General features: G+C 37.2%; 20 protein-coding genes. 9 read left to right on the top strand and 11 right to left on the bottom strand.

Annotation, left to right across the window (positions count from 1 at the left end; genetic code table 11):
* Positions 1-73: 73 nt before the first annotated feature.
* Positions 74-463 carry a hypothetical protein gene (locus tag ACQKIM_RS21445; protein ID WP_427547924.1) on the top strand — a complete coding sequence of 130 codons (390 nt, stop codon included), beginning with the start codon at positions 74-76 and terminating at the stop codon, positions 461-463.
* Between the two features lie 87 nt (positions 464-550).
* On the opposite strand, the gene ACQKIM_RS21440 is transcribed toward ACQKIM_RS21445, so the two are convergent.
* The 8 genes from ACQKIM_RS21440 to ACQKIM_RS21405 all read right to left on the bottom strand — a co-directional run bounded on the left by ACQKIM_RS21440 (position 551) and on the right by ACQKIM_RS21405 (position 8,817).
* Positions 551-1,474: an aminopeptidase gene (locus tag ACQKIM_RS21440; protein ID WP_427547922.1), complete on the bottom strand. Its 924-nt coding sequence runs from the start codon at positions 1,472-1,474 to the stop codon at positions 551-553.
* Between the two features lie 13 nt (positions 1,475-1,487).
* Positions 1,488-2,249, bottom strand: coding sequence for an IclR family transcriptional regulator (locus ACQKIM_RS21435; protein ID WP_427547920.1), 762 nt, complete (start codon positions 2,247-2,249; stop codon positions 1,488-1,490).
* Between the two features lie 341 nt (positions 2,250-2,590).
* Positions 2,591-3,862, bottom strand: coding sequence for a M20 family metallopeptidase (locus ACQKIM_RS21430; RefSeq protein WP_427547918.1), 1,272 nt, complete (start codon positions 3,860-3,862; stop codon positions 2,591-2,593).
* Positions 3,852-4,808, bottom strand: coding sequence for a DUF1177 domain-containing protein (locus ACQKIM_RS21425; protein ID WP_427547916.1), 957 nt, complete (start codon positions 4,806-4,808; stop codon positions 3,852-3,854). Before ACQKIM_RS21425 ends, ACQKIM_RS21430 begins: the two co-directional genes overlap by 11 nt.
* Positions 4,809-4,973: 165 nt before the next feature.
* Positions 4,974-5,960, bottom strand: a complete 987-nt coding sequence (locus tag ACQKIM_RS21420) for an ABC transporter ATP-binding protein (protein WP_427547915.1) — start codon at positions 5,958-5,960, stop codon at positions 4,974-4,976.
* Positions 5,947-6,966 (bottom strand): ABC transporter ATP-binding protein, encoded by a 1,020-nt coding sequence (locus ACQKIM_RS21415; RefSeq protein ID WP_427547913.1) that lies wholly within the window; start codon positions 6,964-6,966, stop codon positions 5,947-5,949. Before ACQKIM_RS21415 ends, ACQKIM_RS21420 begins: the two co-directional genes overlap by 14 nt.
* Positions 6,967-6,985: 19 nt before the next feature.
* A complete protein-coding gene (locus ACQKIM_RS21410) occupies positions 6,986-7,852 on the bottom strand; it encodes an ABC transporter permease (protein WP_427547911.1) in 867 nt (288 codons plus the stop codon).
* Positions 7,853-7,854: 2 nt separating this feature from the next.
* Positions 7,855-8,817 (bottom strand): ABC transporter permease, encoded by a 963-nt coding sequence (locus tag ACQKIM_RS21405; RefSeq protein WP_427547909.1) that lies wholly within the window; start codon positions 8,815-8,817, stop codon positions 7,855-7,857.
* Between the two features lie 219 nt (positions 8,818-9,036).
* Here ACQKIM_RS21405 and ACQKIM_RS21400 point away from each other — a divergent pair, with 219 nt between their 5' ends.
* The 4 genes from ACQKIM_RS21400 (at position 9,037) to ACQKIM_RS21385 (ending at position 13,582) form a co-directional block, all read left to right on the top strand.
* Positions 9,037-10,638 (top strand): ABC transporter substrate-binding protein, encoded by a 1,602-nt coding sequence (locus ACQKIM_RS21400; RefSeq protein WP_427547907.1) that lies wholly within the window; start codon positions 9,037-9,039, stop codon positions 10,636-10,638.
* Positions 10,639-10,703: 65 nt separating this feature from the next.
* Positions 10,704-11,765 (top strand): amidohydrolase family protein, encoded by a 1,062-nt coding sequence (locus ACQKIM_RS21395; RefSeq protein WP_427547905.1) that lies wholly within the window; start codon positions 10,704-10,706, stop codon positions 11,763-11,765.
* Positions 11,762-12,904 (top strand): amidohydrolase, encoded by a 1,143-nt coding sequence (locus ACQKIM_RS21390; protein WP_427547904.1) that lies wholly within the window; start codon positions 11,762-11,764, stop codon positions 12,902-12,904. Before ACQKIM_RS21395 ends, ACQKIM_RS21390 begins: the two co-directional genes overlap by 4 nt.
* Positions 12,905-12,910: 6 nt before the next feature.
* Positions 12,911-13,582: an AroM family protein gene (locus ACQKIM_RS21385; RefSeq protein WP_427547902.1), complete on the top strand. Its 672-nt coding sequence runs from the start codon at positions 12,911-12,913 to the stop codon at positions 13,580-13,582.
* Positions 13,583-14,339: 757 nt separating this feature from the next.
* On the opposite strand, the gene ACQKIM_RS21380 is transcribed toward ACQKIM_RS21385, so the two are convergent.
* A complete protein-coding gene (locus tag ACQKIM_RS21380; RefSeq protein ID WP_427547900.1) occupies positions 14,340-14,657 on the bottom strand; it encodes a transposase in 318 nt (105 codons plus the stop codon).
* Between the two features lie 137 nt (positions 14,658-14,794).
* Here ACQKIM_RS21380 and ytzI point away from each other — a divergent pair, with 137 nt between their 5' ends.
* The 4 genes from ytzI to ACQKIM_RS21360 all read left to right on the top strand — a co-directional run bounded on the left by ytzI (position 14,795) and on the right by ACQKIM_RS21360 (position 16,543).
* A complete protein-coding gene (ytzI, locus tag ACQKIM_RS21375) occupies positions 14,795-14,950 on the top strand; it encodes a YtzI protein (RefSeq protein ID WP_427547898.1) in 156 nt (51 codons plus the stop codon).
* A gap of 61 nt (positions 14,951-15,011) precedes the next feature.
* A complete protein-coding gene (locus ACQKIM_RS21370) occupies positions 15,012-15,173 on the top strand; it encodes a hypothetical protein (protein WP_427547896.1) in 162 nt (53 codons plus the stop codon).
* Complete coding sequence (gene yidD / locus ACQKIM_RS21365; RefSeq protein WP_427547895.1) at positions 15,170-15,403, top strand: membrane protein insertion efficiency factor YidD; 234 nt, start codon at positions 15,170-15,172, stop codon at positions 15,401-15,403. Before ACQKIM_RS21370 ends, yidD begins: the two co-directional genes overlap by 4 nt.
* A gap of 108 nt (positions 15,404-15,511) precedes the next feature.
* Complete coding sequence (locus ACQKIM_RS21360; protein ID WP_427547893.1) at positions 15,512-16,543, top strand: metal ABC transporter solute-binding protein, Zn/Mn family; 1,032 nt, start codon at positions 15,512-15,514, stop codon at positions 16,541-16,543.
* Here the strand turns inward: ACQKIM_RS21360 and ACQKIM_RS21355 are convergent.
* Complete coding sequence (locus ACQKIM_RS21355; RefSeq protein WP_427547891.1) at positions 16,506-17,711, bottom strand: transglutaminase domain-containing protein; 1,206 nt, start codon at positions 17,709-17,711, stop codon at positions 16,506-16,508. The two genes, ACQKIM_RS21360 and ACQKIM_RS21355, sit on opposite strands and share 38 nt — an antisense overlap.
* A 255-nt stretch (positions 17,712-17,966) precedes the next feature.
* Entirely contained in the window at positions 17,967-19,391 is a 1,425-nt protein-coding gene (locus tag ACQKIM_RS21350; protein ID WP_427547890.1) for an o-succinylbenzoate--CoA ligase, read from the bottom strand.
* Positions 19,392-19,705: the final 314 nt, after the last annotated feature.

Genomic DNA, 19,705 nt, shown 5'->3' with positions numbered 1-19,705 from the left:
CACCCTCTTTTTTAAAAGGATTCCGTAACTTTTTGGGATGATAAATGTCAAATAAATAAGGAGGGAGACATTAGTGAAAAAAATAAAATTCATTTATCTATTTATTTTTTCCTTATTCGTATTAATTGGCTGTGCTGATAATCATAAAGAAATTAACGTTTCTGTAAGTAAAAATCCTGATGCACAGGAAGTATTGTCATTAGATCGTAATGCGGATATATTTCAATGGGATGATGTCATTTATAAAACAGATATTGATTGGATTAATGATCTTCAGTTAACTGAAAATTCCAAGGTTGGAATAATTGAAACTAACTCTTCGAATGCAGCAGAATTTAAAAATGGAACAGCTAACAAATTATCTGTGGGCACTGAAATTTTTACAGTGAAAGAACGAAATGATGTGTTCATGGTGAAAGATAATGGAGAAATTAAATTTTATTATTTAATAGTAGAAGGTTAATAGGAATATTTGATATTTTATAAAAAAAGCGTATTCGAATTTAATTTGAATACGCCTTTGACCTGGTTGAAAACAACAGTATCATTACTAAATAACTTGTTTACCATCGAAATAGACGGTTGGATTTTTGATGACACAATCAATATGGACATCTGCCGCATTTGCTCCACCAAATGGTACATTACTACCAAATGCAATATGAATGGTGCCAAATACCTTTTCATCCTCAAGGACATTCCCGCATAATATAGCACTTTTGTTTGCACCAATTCCAAACTCCGCAATTATACGACCGTTGCCATCCCCTAATAATTCAAGTAATTTTGGGCCATCTGAGCCAATCGCATCCTCTAGGCGACCATTACGAAGCTTTAGCAATAATGGTTCTTTCAACACACCAATATTGGCAATAGAGCCATCGACTAAAATTTCACCATTTGCCGAAGTTTCAATCGGAGCAATGTAGGATTCACCTGAGGGAATATTACCATATTCTCCAGAATTACGTACAATACCTGTTGAACGAATTCCTGAACGATCTTCTACGCTAAACGTCAGCTCATATCCATCTTTTACAATTTGAACATCTTTTGCAGTGTTGAGTAGATTGACATAGCTTTCTACAAGTATTTCTATTTCATTTGCATCAGCATGAAGTGCTCCTTGCTCAAGCATTGCGAATGTAACACCTGGCATCGTAGCAACTCGTCCACCATTTTCACACGCCTTTTTACGAGCCATTGTATGCGTGAGAGAATGGGAGGTAATGCATAAAGTAACATCTACATGAGACATCAGTGATGATATAGCGTTCACTGGTTCCTGCCCAGATTTCTTCAATAATGGCATCACAACTAACATTGTGTTTTCCGTTATGGTTAAACCTGCCTGATGGAAAATTTCAGCGATCTCTTGTTTGTGAATATCCGTTAAAATCATCAGTGTTTCTGAGGATTGAACATTTAAATTATTTTTTAAGATATTCAGTGCAATCTCCTGTAAATGTTGCATGTATTTTTTCTCCTTAATTAAAATTCAAATGATACCTACGTATAATATTTTCAACATCTTGTCTCGCTTGTGTTAGCGGTTCCAAAACTTCGGAAATACGTTGCTCTGTAAAACGGTAAGTAGGGCCTGATACAGTGACTGAACCTACCACCTCTTCTTCACTATTAAATACAGGCATTGCAAGCGCCAGTACATCTGCAGTATATTCACCTTTACTGACAGCATAGCCGCATTCTCGTATTTTTACGAGCTCATCTCGAATTTCGCCTGCATCTGTCATAGTATTGTTTGTGTAGGAGATTAATGGCTCGTCAATAACTTTCGAAATTTGCTCATCATTGAGGAAAGCAAGCATTGAACGGTAGGAGGCCCCTACATAAAGTGGTGTTCTACTTCCTCTAGATACTGTAAATTTCACCTTATTGACAGGCTCTGCCTTCAGCAGTGTTAACGCCTCTAGCCCATTTAAAACTGTAAAAATAGCAGTTTCACCTGTTGAATCCTTTAATTTTTCAAGAATCGGCATGCAAAGTTGATCAATGTTTAAAGAATCATACATATTCATTCCAATTTCCCATATGGCAATGCCAAGTGAATATTTTTTTGTAATAGGATCTTTCGTAATAAATCCGTTATTTTCAAATGTTTCAAGTATACGATATAAATTTGTATGATTCATATTCATTGCCATTGCTAGCTCACGTCCACCCCATATAGGCTTTTCCTTCGTAAACATCTTTAACACGGCAATAGATAAATTTAAGGTTTTTAGCATCTCTCTCATCCTTTTGATCTATTTATCTGGCATTAACGGGCAGCCCTAGAAAGTTAGGTGAGGAATTAACTGCCCGAAAAGCCTGATTCGTAAAGTTTAATCTGTAGGGTTGAGGAAAACCCTCACTGATTAGAACTTCACTTTATCTTGTACAAAAGATTACCTATACGGTTACTTCAATAAGGGGGAATTATCGAGATATGTATGGCAACCGTTTGTACAAGATCGATTTAACTTTAATCAGTGGAGGATGAAATTTAGGCTAGAAATGATTTGTCCTGCACGTCATCCCCCACCGATTAAAGCTTCATATTTTCAAAAGTAAGAGAGGTTGCTCCCTCTTACTTTTGATGTAAAAAATCTATGACAGCTGTAATATACACTTTTGCACAACGTACGATATCCTCTACACGCACTTTTTCATTATAGCCATGAATGCTTGGCAAGTAAGCTGGACCATATTGCAGCACTGGAATATTATATTGTCTGAAATGACGAGCATCACTACTTGCCCATTGCATCACACCATACGCCTCTTTCCCAGTAACAAACGAGATATTATCTACGATTGCTTGGCATACAGGGTTTTCAGCTGATGTATAGTTAGCCACACTTTTAAATCCAAAACGTTTTATTGAATAGTCAATATTCAATGCATCTAATTTACTTTCCAATATAGCAGTGACTTCTTCTTGTGTAATGCCAAATGGTAAGCGGCAATCTATTTGTACTTTACAATAATCTGGAATAACGTTGGACTTCGTACCTCCCTCAATTGTACCAATATTTACAGTAATTTTCTCTAATACTTCTTGATATTTCAAACGATCTTTTTCCACTTCTCGCATGTATTTCTTAGATACTTCAATTAGGGACTGTACTTCCTCTGGAATAGTAATCTCTAAATCCCATAATGTACGGATTTCATTTATTGCTGCAATCGCATCTACAATGGCATTTCTTCCTGCTAATGGTGACAGGCTTCCATGACCAGGTTCCCCACGAACCTCTAATTCAAACCAGTATGAACCTTTTTGACCAATCGTAGGATTTAATGGTGATGAAGGCTCCGCAATTAAACAGCCATCACCCTTTACTAGATTCCTTTCTAATAGCCATGGGACTCCGTATTCCCCACCTGTTTCTTCATCAGGTACGATTGCTAAAGTCAGTTTTCCAGGTAGTTCAATATTCAATTTCTTCAGCATTTTAGTTGCAAAAATAATTCCTGCCAATCCGGCTTTCATATCACTTGCTCCACGACCAAGCATCCATCCGTCCTTTACTTCTCCTGAAAATGGATCAAAATCCCACTTAGCTAGATCGCCAACAGGAACAACATCTGTATGACCGCAATAGACTAGTTCTTTACCTTCTGCATTTCCAATAGAAGCTACTAAATTAAACATTTTATCCGCAGATTCATATTTTTCATATGGAATATTTATGTTATTTAAATAATCTTCTATAAAAGTTGTTATTTCCGTTGTATCTCCAGGTGGATTAACGCTCGGAATTTGAATTAGTTTTGAACATAATTCAATCAACTCATCTTTATTGTTTTCAACTTCTTCAATTAGTTGTAACTTGAGTGCGTGTAAATCATTGTTCATGAGCAGGTTCCTCATTTCCTTTTGTTTGTAAATGATTCATGCTTCCATATAAAATTTCGATAAGTGCAAATTGCTTTTCATCAAAGAATGAGCATTTTTTAGCACCATAAACCTTAGCTACTTCTAAGACAAATCGAACAACATTTTCTACATCTGTTACATGTGTGGCACCTGTTGCACAGCCCGCCACCACAGATTCTGTTGTAATGGCAACGCCTACAACTGGGCTTGTCGTGGCAACAGCTGGTTGTAAAATACTATTAATATGGAATAAACCATTTCCATATGGTGTAATATCTTGCGTAGTAATTGGCATGACAACAGGAGAAATTCCTGCAGATTGAGTATACACATGTAGTAAGTCATCACTAACCTTTAAAATATAGCCTTCTTTAACGGTTGGTGTGATGGCAAACCCCTTATGGTTACATATTTGATTACCTTTTGTTGTATCAATCGATAATATAGCATCCATCGTTTCATCAACTTCATTTTCATTCATAACACTAATATCTACTGGCGAGTTCATAAACGGTACTGGCTCGTGTGGTAAAGTTGGGGCTGTTGGACAAATATGTGTTGTAAAAATAACGTCCCCCTCTAGCTGGTCGCCCTTTAATGCCATATCAATTGTTTTCGCTGCACTTGCCATACAGGCTAGTGCACCATCACCATCAGAAACGAAGCCTGTCATTTCTGGGCGTGCTCCAATTCCACCTAAACGTCCAATAATACCTAAAGTTGGGGCGTTCCCACCTGATGATTTACCGTTTTTCCCCTTGACCAAAACTCTTACAAAATCAGTGGAGCCATTGTCACCCTTAATCGTTTTTACAGTAACATCTGCAGAAGGGTCAATATTGTGTAAGTAACCTTTAACAACCTCCCCATTTACATAGATACTATCCATTAATTCGTATAATTCAATAACATGTTTCAATGACATATTCTTGCGCTCCTTTTTATTACCTCACAACATTTGATAGAGCTTCGTGAAATCGTTAGATAGACGTTTACCCAAGCTGCTAATAAAAGAATGTCTAATGAGGCTTTTTTTCATGTTGTATTTACTTAGTTATAACCAAGCTAATTTAATCTTTGCTATCTCTTACTAATTGGCATTATATAAATGACAAGAGACCTGATGTGTTGCAGTAACTGTATCTAGAGTAGGCTGAATTTGTGAACATTTTTCTGTCGCAAATCGGCAACGTTTATGAAATGCACAGCCGCTCGGTGGATTAACTGGACTTGGAACGTCTCCAGATAAAATAATGCGCTCCTTGTTATCAAAGGGATTATCCTTTGGAATAGCTGATAATAAAGCCTGTGTATATGGATGTTGAGGATTTCCATATATCTCTTCATATGTGCCAATTTCTACTATTTTCCCTAAGTACATAACGGCAATCCGATCACACATATAATTAACAACATTTAAATCATGTGAAATGAAAATATAGGTTAGCCCAAATTCCTTTTGTAAATCTTTCAATAAATTAATAACCTGTGCTTGTACAGATACATCCAATGCTGAAACTGGCTCATCACAAACGACAATATCTGGATTTAATGCAAGTGCACGAGCAATATTAATGCGCTGCCTTTGTCCACCTGAAAATTCATGTGGATGTCGCTTAGCATGATAAGCACTTAAACCAACTGTTTCTAGCAAATCAATCACACGTTTTTTGCGTGAGGCATCATCTCCAATACGGTGAATGGCAAGTGGCTCAGCAATTAAATATTCAATTGTTTTTCTAGGATCCAATGAAGCATATGGATTCTGAAATACCATTTGTATGGATTTACGAGCAGAACGAATATCCTTTGTATTTAAATTTGCTAAATTTGTTCCATTAAACTCTACTATTCCTTCTGTTGGGGTAATTAATTGATTAATAAGTCGTGCGACCGTTGATTTACCACAGCCAGATTCTCCAACAATGCCTAATGTCTCACCTTTATATAATTCAAAGCTTACACCATCCACCGCTTTTACAAATTGAGTTGTCTTTTTAAAAGGAATAGAACTTTTAATAGGGAAATGCTTTTTCAAATTGCTTACTTTCAGTACTAGCTCTCTATTCTGCTGCATTAAAAATTCCCTCCTTACGTTCTACAATTTGCTCTTTCGATTGCAGATGGCAAGCCACAAAATGGTTTTCTCGTACTTCTACTAATTCTGGTGCTTTACTATGGCAGATATCTGTTGCCATTGGACAACGAGAAGAAAAATGACAGCCACTGTGGGGCATCGTTAAATCAGGAGGACTTCCTGGAATCGCTGGTAGCCTGTTTTGCTCCTGTGTGCCCATCGTAATTTGTGATTCTAGTAATCCCCATGTATAGGGGTGCAGCGATTGCTCATATAGTTGCCTTGTTGTAGTGGATTCTACTGTACGTCCTGCATACATCACATTTACCTTGTCACAAAGTTCCCATACAACACCTAAATCATGCGTAATCATAATAATAGCTGTATCATGCTCCTGCTGTAGCTTTTTCATCAAATCGAGAATCTGTGCCTGCACGGTTACATCTAGTGCCGTTGTTGGCTCATCTGCAATTAGCAGCTTAGGATTGCATGCTAGTGCAATGGCAATCATAACCCGTTGTCTCATACCACCTGAAAATTCATGAGGATACATTTTTAGGCGTTTTTCAGGCTCTGGAATCCCTACCATTTTTAACATATCAACAGCTTTTTCATTGGCTTCTTTTTTTGATAAGCTTTCATGGGCACGAATAACCTCGATAATCTGATTGCCCACTGTAAGAACTGGGTTTAAGCTTGTAATGGGATCCTGGAAAATCATCGACATTTCATTGCCTCGCACATTGCGCATTTCCTTTTCTGATATTCCTAGTAATTCGCGTCCATTAAAATGAATTTTCCCATTTGTAATTTTTCCTGGCGGAGAAGGAATTAAACGCATTAATGCTGTAGCAGTAACACTTTTACCCGAACCTGATTCTCCTACAATTCCAAGTGTTTCTTTTTTATTCAATTGTAAATTTACGCCGTTTACAGCTTTCATCGTAGAGCCGCCACTTTTAAATTCAACTGTTAAATTTTCAACATCTAGTAAACATTCAGTCATGATGCCACCCCCTTCCCTATCAAACTTTCATTTTTGGATCTAGTGCGTCACGTAATCCATCGCCTAATAGATTAATGCCAAGCACTGTCAGTAAAATACATATCCCAGAAAATGTTGCCATTTGAGGATTCAACACTAGAAAATCTTTACCATCCTTCAGAATACTGCCCCACGAAGCAGTAGGCGGTTGTATACCTAATCCCAAAAAGCTAAGAGCTGCCTCAGATATGATTGCCCCAGCCGTACTCATTGTGCCGTAGACAATTAATGGTGCAAGACAGTTCGGTAAAATATGACTAAAAATAATACGTGCATGTGTAGCACCTAAAGAATGAGTTACTTCGATAAACTCCTCCTCTTTTACACTTAACACTTGACCGCGCACCAATCTTGCAAACCCTGGTATATTGGCAATACCAATGGCTACGATAACATTTACTAATCCTTGACCTAGCACTGTCATTAATGTAATAGCTAATAAAATGAATGGAAAAGCAAACAGACCATCCATTGTACGCATAATGATAGAGTCTAAACGGCCGCCAAAATACCCTGCAACTAATCCAAGTAAAGTGCCGAATACTGCCCCAAAGAGTACAGCAGCAATACCAACAATCATTGAAATGCGTGTACCATACACTAAACGACTAAACAAATCTCGACCATAGTTATCTGTACCAAGTAAATGCCCATCTGTATTCATCGGTAAAAATGATTTACCAACAGTCATTTCATTTGGTGGATGGGTTGCGATTAGCGGAGCAAAAATGGCTACAATCGTCATCAGTGCTACAATTATTAAGCCAATTGTTGCTAATTTATTTTTTAACAATTTTCGTAATAATGTATTTTGCTTTTTGTTGTTATTTACAATTGCTTGTGCCATCGTTACTTTTTCCCCCCATCCGATTCAAGATTTACTTTTGGATTTACTACTTTATATAAAACATCCACGATTAAGTTAATAAGGACAAATATGAAGGCAATAAAAATGACTGTTCCCTGTACAACGACAAAGTCACGCTTATCAATCGCATCTACAATAAGTCGCCCCATACCTGGCCAACTAAAAATCGTTTCAGTTAATACAGCACCGCCAAGTAAATTAGAAATTTGCATGCCTAGTACAGTTAAAATGGGTGTTAATGCGTTTTTAAACGCATGTTTTCCGATAACTAAATATTCTTTAATGCCTTTTGAACGTGCAGTTTTAATATAATCCTGTGAAATAACCTCCAGCATACTCGATCGTGTAATACGAGCAAATGTCGCCATCGGTATAGTAGCTAAAGCAAATGCTGGTAAAATTAAATGTTTTATATATGCCCAAAGTCCATCATCTAAATTTCCCATCCCCGTAGCAGGTAGCCAGCCGAGATTGACGCTAAAGAATAACACTAGCATGATCCCTAGCCAAAAGATTGGCATAGAGACACCCACTAAGGATATAAGCATTACAACATAATCTATCATTGTATTTTGTTTTCTTGCTGCTAATATTCCAGCGGGAATCCCAATAACTACTGCAATTAGTAACGCTGCCAGAGCTAATATCACTGTATTCGGAAATCTTTCTATAATGAGCCCAATGACAGATTCACTATAAGAATATGAATAACCCAGATTAAGTTGCGCTAGGTCCGCTACATAGGAAATAAATTGTGATGGAATCGATTTATTTAACCCTAACTCTTCCCTTAAATTCTCTACATCTTCCACACTTGCTTGAGGACCTAACATAACAGATGCCGGATCACCTGGAATCATTCTCGTAATAATAAATACGATGATTCCAACTACTAGCAGTGTCGGGATAAGGTTTATTAACCTTTTTAAAATAAATGACCCCATTTTCCAAGACCTCCTTTTCATTATTAGAATCAGTGGTTCATATTGTGAATAACTCAATACTACACCTAGTGATAATTATTTGTAAATATATTTTTTTCTGAATTTTTATAATTTTTTATTTACTTTCTATTTACAAATGTGCTACTTTTATTTCGAACCCTACCATTTTTTGAATCAACGGTTCATATTGTGAAACAAAATACAAGGAGGCTAGCATGTATGAAGAAAATAAACGTCAAAAAATCTGTACTACTACTGTTTTTAACTTTAATGATTGGGATTTTAGCAGCCTGTGGTGGTAACTCTGATAAGAAGAGTACATCAGAAGAAAAAGAAGGCGAAGCTAAATCAGGTGGAACATTAAATATCGGTCTTTCAGCAAATTCAAAAACTTTTGATCCCATTAAATACACTGGGGTTTACGAATCACAGGTAATGCGTCAAATGGGTGACACTTTAGTTGTTTATAACAAAGATTTATCAGATATCATTCCTTCCTTAGCTACGGAATGGAATGTATCAGACGATATGTTAGTTTATACATTCAAGTTACGTGAGGGAGTAAAGTTCCAAAAAGGGAAATATCAAGACGGTCGTGATATGACTGCAGAGGACGTAAAATATTCTTTAGAGCGATCTGCAAAAGAATCTGCAATGAATCGACTAAGCGGCGTAACAGAGGTAAAGGTAATTTCTGAGAATGAGGTTGAAATTCATTTAGCATCTCCAAATGCTGCTTTACTTGCAATGTTAACAGACGCAGGTAATATCATTATTCCAAAAGAAGAGGTTGAGGGCTGGGGAGACAATTTCTCTGAGCATTTCATCGGAACAGGTCCATTCCAATTAACTGAATGGAAAAAAGACCAAGAAGTAAAGCTAGTACGTAATGAAGGTTACTGGGGTGAAAAACCTAATCTTGATAATTTAACAATGAAATTTATTTCTGATCAAAACATGATGACAAATGCATTACGTTCAGGTGATATTGATATCGCAATGGATGTAAAAGGTCAAAATCGTGAAATTATTAACCAAGACAGCAATTTTGAGCTTTTAACAAATCCTGGCTTATCTATTGTCTATCTTGACCTTAATAACAAGGTAGGTCCAACAGCGGATAAGCGAGTACGTGAAGCTATCTACAAGGCAACAAATGTAGAAGAAATTATCACTGGTGTTAACCAATGGGGTGGTGGCGACGTTTCTTATTTACCTCTACCTCCAGGTTCATGGGGCTATGATAAAGGTTTGATTGACTTAGTACCAAAGTACAATCCTGAGGAAGCTAAAAAATTATTAGCTGAAGCTGGATATCCAGATGGCTTTAAAACAGAGATTTTTGTTTCTGAGGCACGTGTTCCTTACGCAACTATTTTCCAAAGCCAATTAAAGAAAAACTTAAACATTGATGTAGATATTAAGGTTCTTGAATGGGGAACTTACAGTGATACAGTTGCTAAAGGGAAAGCATCCATGAATATTGGTGGCTGGACGTGGTATCCAGATCCATACTTCTTCCTATACCAATTGTTCCACACAAATCAAATTGGTGCTTTAGGTAATGGTAAAGGCTATAGCAATCCAGAGGTTGATAAATTATTAGAACGAGCAGTATCGGAAACGGTTGTCCAAGAAGAACGTGCAAAATTATATCAAGAAGCTTTGAAACTAATTTTAGCTGATGTTCCTCGTATTGAATTAGAGGCTACACAAACGGTAGCTGGCGTGAATAAAAAGGTAAAAGGCTTTGAGGTTTCAGCAGATAACTCTGTGCAAATCGTACATCCTAATGGTACAAACGTTTCAATTTCAAAATAATTTAACATGAAAAGTGGAGATGATCAGTCTCCGCTTTTCTATTCATAAGAAAGGGAGCGCAGACGATGACTCGTTATACGAATGGTCTTGTTTTCAATTCTGAGACTCGTAGTTTTGAAAAAAATAATTTTGAAGTACATGGACAATATTTCACACAATTAAGTACTGCTGAAACAGAAATTGATCTTCTTGGTTATTACATTACACCAGGTTTTATCGATAGTTGCTCACAAATCGGATTAGCCGAAATTGGCATACGCTGGGAGGGCGATGATAGCTTTGAGTTTGAATCACATCTACAATATTCAGTTATTGATGGCATCTATCCCTTTGATACAGCGTTTAAAAATGCCCTTTCACATGGGATAACTGCCTCTCATATTGTCCCCTCTCCTAAAAGCTTGGTTGGTGCAAAAACGGCTATCATACACCATACACCTTCAACTGTTGATGAAATGGTGATTAAAAAAGATTTCGGCTATTCCTTCTCAATTGGTCAAAATGCCAAAAGTACATTTTTTGCTGCGCAGAAAAAACCACTTACACGCATGGGAATTGCCAAAATTATGAGAGAAACACTCCAACAAATTCAAGAACAAGAGCCTCTGATTCGCAAAATTCTAGTTCGAGCACATAAAGCTGTCGATATTGAATTGATTGCCCGCCTTCAACAAGAGTTCTCTTTTGAATTTCATATAATTCACGGTACTGAAATTCCACTGCTAGAGGGAGCATCCTTTAATACGGTGATTGCAGGTCCTACCTTCCGTTACATTGAGCATAATGAAATGATGGCACTTTCACCAAAGTTATACTCACAATTGGCTGCTCGTGAAATTCCATTTGTCTTTTGTACAGACCACCCCGTAAGTAGTGCAACTCATCTAGCATTAGAAGCATGTTTAGCAGTTCGAGAGAAATTGCCTCGTCAGGATGCTCTCTATGCATTAACGACAGGTGCAGCAACCTTACTTGGAATAGAGCATCTAACTGGTTCCATTAAAGTTGGACTACTAGCTGACTTTGTTGTTTGGAATAAGCACCCATTAGATTTAGATGCAAAAGTGGTTGCTACTTTTATTAAAGGGAAAAAAGAATACTCATGGGAAGAGGGTATAACAATATGATCATTTTCCATAATGCAAAATTTTTAGCCGTTAATGAACAGAATGATACTTTTGAACAGCTATGGATAGATGATGGTCGCATTGTGTATACAGGACTAGCCAAAGAAATCCCTGACAATGCTGAAAAAATTGATTTACAGGGAGCATTTGTTACACCAGGTTTAATCGATATTCATGCACATGTTGGTACATGGGCAGAGGTTACGGAGGATATTAACGATGCCAATGAATATAGTGAACCCTTCACTCCCCTTATGCATGCTTTAGATAGTGTGGATATTCGACACTTCTCGTTTCAGCATGCTCTAGAAGGTGGTGTCACGACTGTTCAAACAGGTCCAGGAAGTGCCAATGTCATCGGCGGTATTTGGAGTATTTTAAAAACCGCGGGACCAACACTTGCTTCAAGGGTTCTTGTTGAGCGCAGTGGATTAAAGGGGGCATTAGGTGAAAATCCTAAAAACGTATTTGGCAATCAATATAAGCGTAAGCCTATGACGCGTATGGCCATTGCTCAATTGTTACGTGATGGTTTTCAACGTGCCACTCGCTTAAGTGAAGAAGAAAAATCGGAGCATGTAAAGCATAATTTAGAGCTGCGACCTTTTATCGAGGTGCTACGAGGAGAAATGCCACTACGCCTTCACTGTCATCGAGCAGATGATATTATGACAGCGATTCGTATTGCAAAGGAATTTAATGTTCAGCTACATCTAGAGCATTGTACAGAGGGACATATGATTGTTGAAGCTGTAAAAGCTAGTGGATTTAATGCAACCGTAGGACCCTATATGCTTACACCATCAAAATATGAAACTCGCAATTCAACACCAGCAATCGCAAAAATTTTTAAAGAACATACTATTCCATTTGCTATTATGACTGATCATCCATTTGTACCAATTCAATATTTGAAGTATTGTGCCTCTGAAGCTATTCGCTATGGATTGGATGAAGAAACAGCATTAAAAAGTATCACCATTCATGCAGCTAAGCTTGTCCAGCTTGATCATCGAATTGGCTCTTTAGAAGTTGGAAAAGATGCAGATTTTGTAGTATGGTCTCATCCAATTTTTGAAACAGAAGCAAAAGTACTACAGACCTTTGTGAATGGTAAAAAATATTACGAAGCGGAGTGAAGAAAATTGGCGAAGTCAAAAATCGCAATAGTAACAATTGGTCAAGCACCTCGCAAGGATATGGCTACTGATATTCAACAATTAAAAGATGCAGGTTTACATGTAACGGAATTTGGTGTCCTCGATTTGCTGACTTCCTCAGAAATAGCAGCACTTGCCCCTGCTAGAGAGGATTCAGATGTTCTAGTTACTCTACTTGCTACAGGGGAACAGGTAAAACTTAGTAAAAAGAAGCTGATGCCTTTTATCCAAAAACGGATTTATGAGCTTCAGGATTTTACTTGGATATTACTCATGTGCACAGGCGATTTCACAAACTCCTTAAGTGGTAAAAATCTATTGCTACCTGATCGTATGATGACCTATTTAGTCAAAGGCATGAATGCTGATTTAACGCTTGGTTTAATAGGGCCTGAGCCTGAGCAGCAAATGACTGTAGCAGAAAAATGGCAAAAGGCTCAATTTAATGTGACCTTCGCTGCCAGCTCCCCCTATCGCTTTAATGAACAGGATCTATTATTAAAGGCTAATGAATTGCAATTACATGGAGCTGAATTACTTATCCTAGATTGCATGGGCTACTCAACTGCCATGAAAAATACCCTAAAAGACAAGCTTACAATCCCTGTTGTTGTACCAAGAGAAGCTGTTTTTACTATTTTAAAAGCCATATGTTAAGTAAAAAAGAGGGTCACTCAATTCAGTGACCCTCTACATAGTGTTGAAAAACTAAATGGTCAAGGGACTCTTTGTGAACACTACTAAGTCAAATGAAGGTGATTTCCGTTCCAGGCTACTCGCTTTCCAGTGGGCGAGCGACGAGCCGCTTCCTGCGCTGACGCTCCGTGCAGGGTCTCGTCTGTCTCGCTATCCCACGGGAGTCGAGTAGCCTTACACTCCAATCAGTAATAGTGTCAACTTTGAATATTTTCTTCCTTCGAAAGTAAAGTAAAAGCCCATTACCCACCAACATTAATTGGATAGAGTAGTGGCACAATTCTATAGTTGTTTATCCTACATTCTATGGATAAAACCACTTTGTCACTTTACATAAAGCTACTTATTGCTGTCACTCTATTTTCGCATAGAAAAATGTTATCAAAGCTCCCTTTTGTATAAAAAAGCGATGGTTAAAATTTCTATTTTTCATTATGCATTATGCATTTGTGTGAAATTCCAATAGAAAATACTATGAGCAATGGTTGATTGGAGTGGAGACTGAGTGACTCCTCGGGGATTCAGCGTCACAGATGAGACCCTGGAGCGCGAGTGAAGCGGCTCATCGGACGCCCCCAGGAAAGCACTCAGTCGGAACGGAGATCAACCCCTCGTTTTGAAAAAGGGCTATACTTTTTAATTTGTCACCTTGATTTCATTGACATAATAGTATTTCAACAACATGAAGAGGGTCACTCAATTCAGTGACCCTCTACTTTTATACACGTTTATTGAAGTAAGGTAACTGTTCCACAAAGGCCTTCGTATCCTCATCCCCATATTCATGAATAAGTGCATAAATTTTCATTAATCGTAAATCGATTTCATCATTTTCTCGATCTAAGTGATATTGCAAATAAGGTAATTGTGCACGCCAGGCATTTGAAATTTCAAGCAGTTGCATTTGCTGAAAAATTCTTTCAAAAACATCCAATGCCTGTCGATCTATATTAAGCTCAAAATTCCACGGTCCTGCTTGCGGGTTTGTATAATACGTTTTATCGGCTAGTGAAAAATATACTCGCTGGCGATCCATCTCTATAAAACACTCCTTTTACCATAGTATGGTGGTAAAAGTGCTGTTTTATTCGCTGGAATGTCAAACTTCCTTCACAAATTACATGAGTATCTACCTTATAATAGAAAATGATGAATAGGAATGGAGTGAATGCCATGAGTTTAATTACGCTCTTAATTGTTGCAGTAATCATAGTCATAATAATAACGGCTGCTACGATTATCAGTGTCAACCGTGCATATGCCTTTAAACATACAATCGATGAAAAACCGCAACAAAGCTTTCAACAAAATGAGGATAAATTCAATTAGTACATTTTTTAATAAAGTTCTTTTATACTAAAATTATTAAATAGAATTTGGAGTGAACATTATGGGGGTACCCTTACCAATAATTATTATGATTGCAATGATGATGCTAATGTTTGGCGTTTCGGTAATCGTCCTTTTGAAGAAAAAAGGCAGCTTTTTAACACAAACAATTGATGCTAAGCCTGAGCAAGTCAATGTGCAACAAAAGGATCAGCAGCAATGAAATATCCCTTTATATGGCTCATAAAGTTTTATAGAAAATTCATTTCACCAATGACGCCGCCATCCTGCCGCTTTTACCCCACATGCTCCTCATATGGGCTTGAAGCCTTTCAAAAACATGGTGCCATCAAAGGATTTTTTTTAACAATTACACGTGTATCAAAATGCCATCCATTCCATCCTGGAGGCTTTGATCCAGTACCTGAAAAATGGCCTTCGAAAAAAAATTAATTTTCGAGGGTCATTTTTTCTTGTACTTTATTCAGATGTGCGTTATGATAATAACTGTTCCAAAAAACAAATCGTAATGATTACTATTTGAAAGAGGTATATAATAATATGAAAAAAGCATTTTTCTTGTTTTTAGTTACAGTTCTTGCTTTATTCACCGCTGCCTGCGGGGATAAATCATCAACTACATCCCCCAAACAATCAGAGAATAAAGAGAAAATGACTATTTTTACAACTGTTTATCCTTTAAGTTATTTTACTGAACGAATTGGCGGCGATTTTGTTGAGGTATCTTCTATCTATCCGGCTGGTGCCAATGAGCACACATTTGAGCCAACTCAAAAAGATATGATGAAGCTTGCAGACGCTGATATATTTTTCTATATTGGTTTAGGATTAGAAGGCTTTGTTGAAAATGCTAAAAAAACGCTCGCTAAAGAAGATGTAACTATGATTGCAACAGCCGATCATGTTTCAGATGAAGAATTAGCGATAAGCACTGGCCACACACATGCTGATGACGAAAACGAACATGAACATGATGCAGCAACAGAAGAAGAGCATAGTCATTCCGAGGATGAACATGGACATGACGATCATGATCACGGAAGTATAGATCCTCATGTTTGGCTATCTCCTACTATCAGTCAGGATTTAGCACTCTCAATTAAGGATACTTTAAGTGAAAAAATGCCAGAACAAAAAGCTACATTTACAGCTAATTATGAAGCACTAGTGAAGGAGCTGCAGGAATTAGATCAATCCTTTAAAGCGATGGCGGATAAGGCCCCTGAAAAGACTTTCTTCGTCTCCCACGCTGCCTTTGGCTATATTGCAGGTCAGTACGGCTTAACCCAAATGCCGATTGCCGGTTTGAATTCACAAAATGAACCATCTCAAAAAGAGCTTACAGCGATTGTCGATAAAGCAAATGACCTACACATTCATTACATTTTATTTGAGCAAAACGTTTCCTCTAAATTAGCCGAGGTTATCCAAAAAGAAGTGGGAGCAGAATCCCTTGTTTTGCATAATCTAAGTGTTTTAACAGCAGATGATGTTAAAAATAAAGAAACTTACTTTACTCTGATGAATAAAAATATCAAAACATTAGAAACAGCTTTAAGTACAGAAAAATAAATGAGTAAGGAGGTGCCCCTAAAATCAGATGGGACACCTCCTTTAGTATGACGTATTTTTCTTGCGGCATTCGTTTTTCTGTTCTATAAATACTTGTTAGCCAGCTCTCCGTGTTAACAGCTTCATAGTTTTTCTTTTGCCAATCCTTCATCTGCACAGAGCTTGCTTCTAAAAAAATGGATTGCCATTTGGCTTGAAGTAACTGATCTGTTTCCTTATTTTTATGGGGCATTTTTAATTGCGCTGGCCTTACTATCAAGCTCTTTAAATGATATTGATTATTATCGATTACAACCTTTCCTTTATTAGAAGAAAAATCATTATTTAGTATTTGTCTTGGCAGTTCCTCCACCTTACTGGTGCGTTGCAAATCAACATAAGCTTCACTTTTTGCTGCTGGAAAACTAGCATAATCCCATGAGTGATCCTGTGCTAGCTGTCGGTCAGAAACTAAAAAATATTGATAACGTACCTCCCCTTTGCGATCAGGCAATGGATCATCCCATGTCACATCAATATGATACCAGTCATTGTCAAGCTTCACTAAGACCCAAGCATGTAGCTGTTCCCCTACTTTACCTGGTACATATTGCACCTCAAAACCCAGCATCTCTAACATTCGATAAAGCACTAGTGCATAGGCCTGACATACTCCCTTATTTTCCGTTAATAATGTATAAGGAGAATATTGACTTCCGTTCGTTTCCTTTGAATATTCGGCAGATAAAACAATAAAATCATGTGCAGCCTGTAACTTCTGCAATTCAGTTAATCCATACATTGGCGCAATAATATTTTTCAAAGTCTGTTCAACAAATGCTTCTTCTGCGGGTGTAATATGATACGTAAACTCAAAGCTAATGACTATATTATTGGCATAGCCATCATACTTCCATTTAAAACTAGAAATATTGGCATATATATATGGATCTTGAATTGTCTGTTTGATAAGATCAGATAGTTCATCTTTAATGTTTGATGTATCACCACTATATCGAATATCAAAATTAGTAGATAACTGCATGACTTCGTATTGAATGAGATTTTGTAGTGTTTGTATTGAATTAGCTGTTGCCATATTTTTATGTTCATAGTTTGCGAATACTTGCACATGACTCATTTGTAGAACAAATAATATAATGACAGCATTATATATATATTTTCTCATATGAGCCATTCTCCTTTACTAAATAGTTTATGCCTAACATTCCTTATTATGTTAATAAATGATTAATTTAATTCTAAAAGCATATAAATAAAAAAGATTTTTACCACAAATCGAAGAAACTAAAAACTTCACTTTTTAATATTAGAAATTTGTCTTTTGTTAGATTTGAAAACTTAAAAAAGTCGATTTGCATCACAATTTTTGTGGCAAATCGACTTTTTCAGTGCCCTCACTTTTGAAGGCTTCTTTTTTATGTTATTGCTTTAATTTTCTGCGTAGTAGCTTATTCGCACCATTGCGAGGAAGTTCATCAGTAATAATAATTTTTTTTGGTATTTTATATCTAGCAAGGGATTTTTGACAAAATGATAATAAATCGTTTATCTGTATTTGATCTTTTAAAACAACAAAGGCAATTGGAACCTGTCCCCACTCCCCATCCTCAATGCCGCAGACGCCCGCTTCCTTAACCGCGGGATGTGTAAGTAGTACGTTTTCGATTTCAGCAGGATAAATATTTTCACCACCAGAAATTATTAAATCTGCTCGACGATCAATCACAAATAAATAGCCCTCATCATCCAAATAGCCAATATCTCCTGTATACAGCCAATCATCAATGGTTGCACTTTTTTGTGCAAAACGGCCAATATAGCCTGGGGTAACATGTGGTCCACGTATGCAAATTTCGCCTTCACCATTGATATTCGGCTCAGAAATACGAATTTGATTAAAAAATAAAGGCTTTCCTGCTGAACCAATTTTAGACATCGCATCCTCGCTTGCTAATGTGGCTGTCTGTGACGAGGTTTCTGTCATGCCATACGTTTGAGCTACTGCTAAATGTAACGCTTTGGCTCTCGTTAAATAATCAACTGGTACTGGTCCACCGCCTGCTAACATCAGCTTAAAATGTGGTGAGGCTTGAGCATTTCGCTGCTCAAGTGTATGTAAAATTCTTTCCAAGGTTACAGCGACCACTGACATATGTGTGACATTGCCATCTATAATATTTTGTGAAATAGCCTCTACATCAAAATAATCATATAAATGAACTTTATTGCCATACAAAAGTGAGCGCACTAAAATAGAAAAACCACTAATATGGAATAACGGTACAGCACATAGCCAAGTATCGTCAGCTTGTAAACCTATATTAAGGACAGAGGATGTTGCACTAGCTTGATGATTACCAACTGTTTGACGAACACCCTTTGGAAAACCTGTCGTACCAGATGTATACATAATAGATGTTGTTTGTTGTAAAGACCATTCCTTTGTAATTTCGATAGAGGCTTCTATACTTTTTTCGATGGCAGAAAACAATAGGTGAGATGCATGCAATGGTAATTTTTCAATATCTTCGTCTGCAATTAAAACAACCATTGCCTCGGAATCCTCTAGCTGATAAGCTATTTCAGCCTGAGATAATCTACGATTTAGCATAACCATTTCACACTGTAAATGCATACACGCATAGATCATAGTGACAAGTTCCGGCTTACTTGGTCCCATTATTGCAATACGGTCTCCTTGCTTGATGCCAAGGGCTGTAAGTTGACTAGCACGTTGAATAGATAATTCATTTAATTGTTGAAATGTCCATGTTTGTTCTTTATATGTTAAAGCATTTCGTAATGGTGTTAAATATGCTCGCTGTAAAATCCAATTTGGATACATCTTGTTGACCCTCCTATCACTCTTTATCTTACCGCTTTCTAGCATCTTCCGTCTATTTGAACGAGTTTATTCATTCTATCCATCAATTTTGACCGCCACCCCCTCAATTAGGGCAACCAATCCACCACTTCGTCCATTCTATCTATCATTTAGATGAGTTTATCCGCCACTCCATCCATTCTACATAGAAAAAGCTCGTATCTCTAATCAGATACGAGCTTTCATGTTGTTGAAATACTATTATGTCAATGACATCAAGGTGACAAATTAAAAAGTATAGCCCTTTTTCAAAACGAGGGGTTGATCTCCGTTCC

Origin of the sequence: Lysinibacillus sp. NPDC047702, from assembly GCF_050272555.1 — a bacterium.
GTDB lineage: Bacteria > Bacillota > Bacilli > Bacillales_A > Planococcaceae > Lysinibacillus.
Note: the sequence above shows the minus strand (reverse complement) of the source record. Positions and strands in the feature narration are given on the sequence as shown.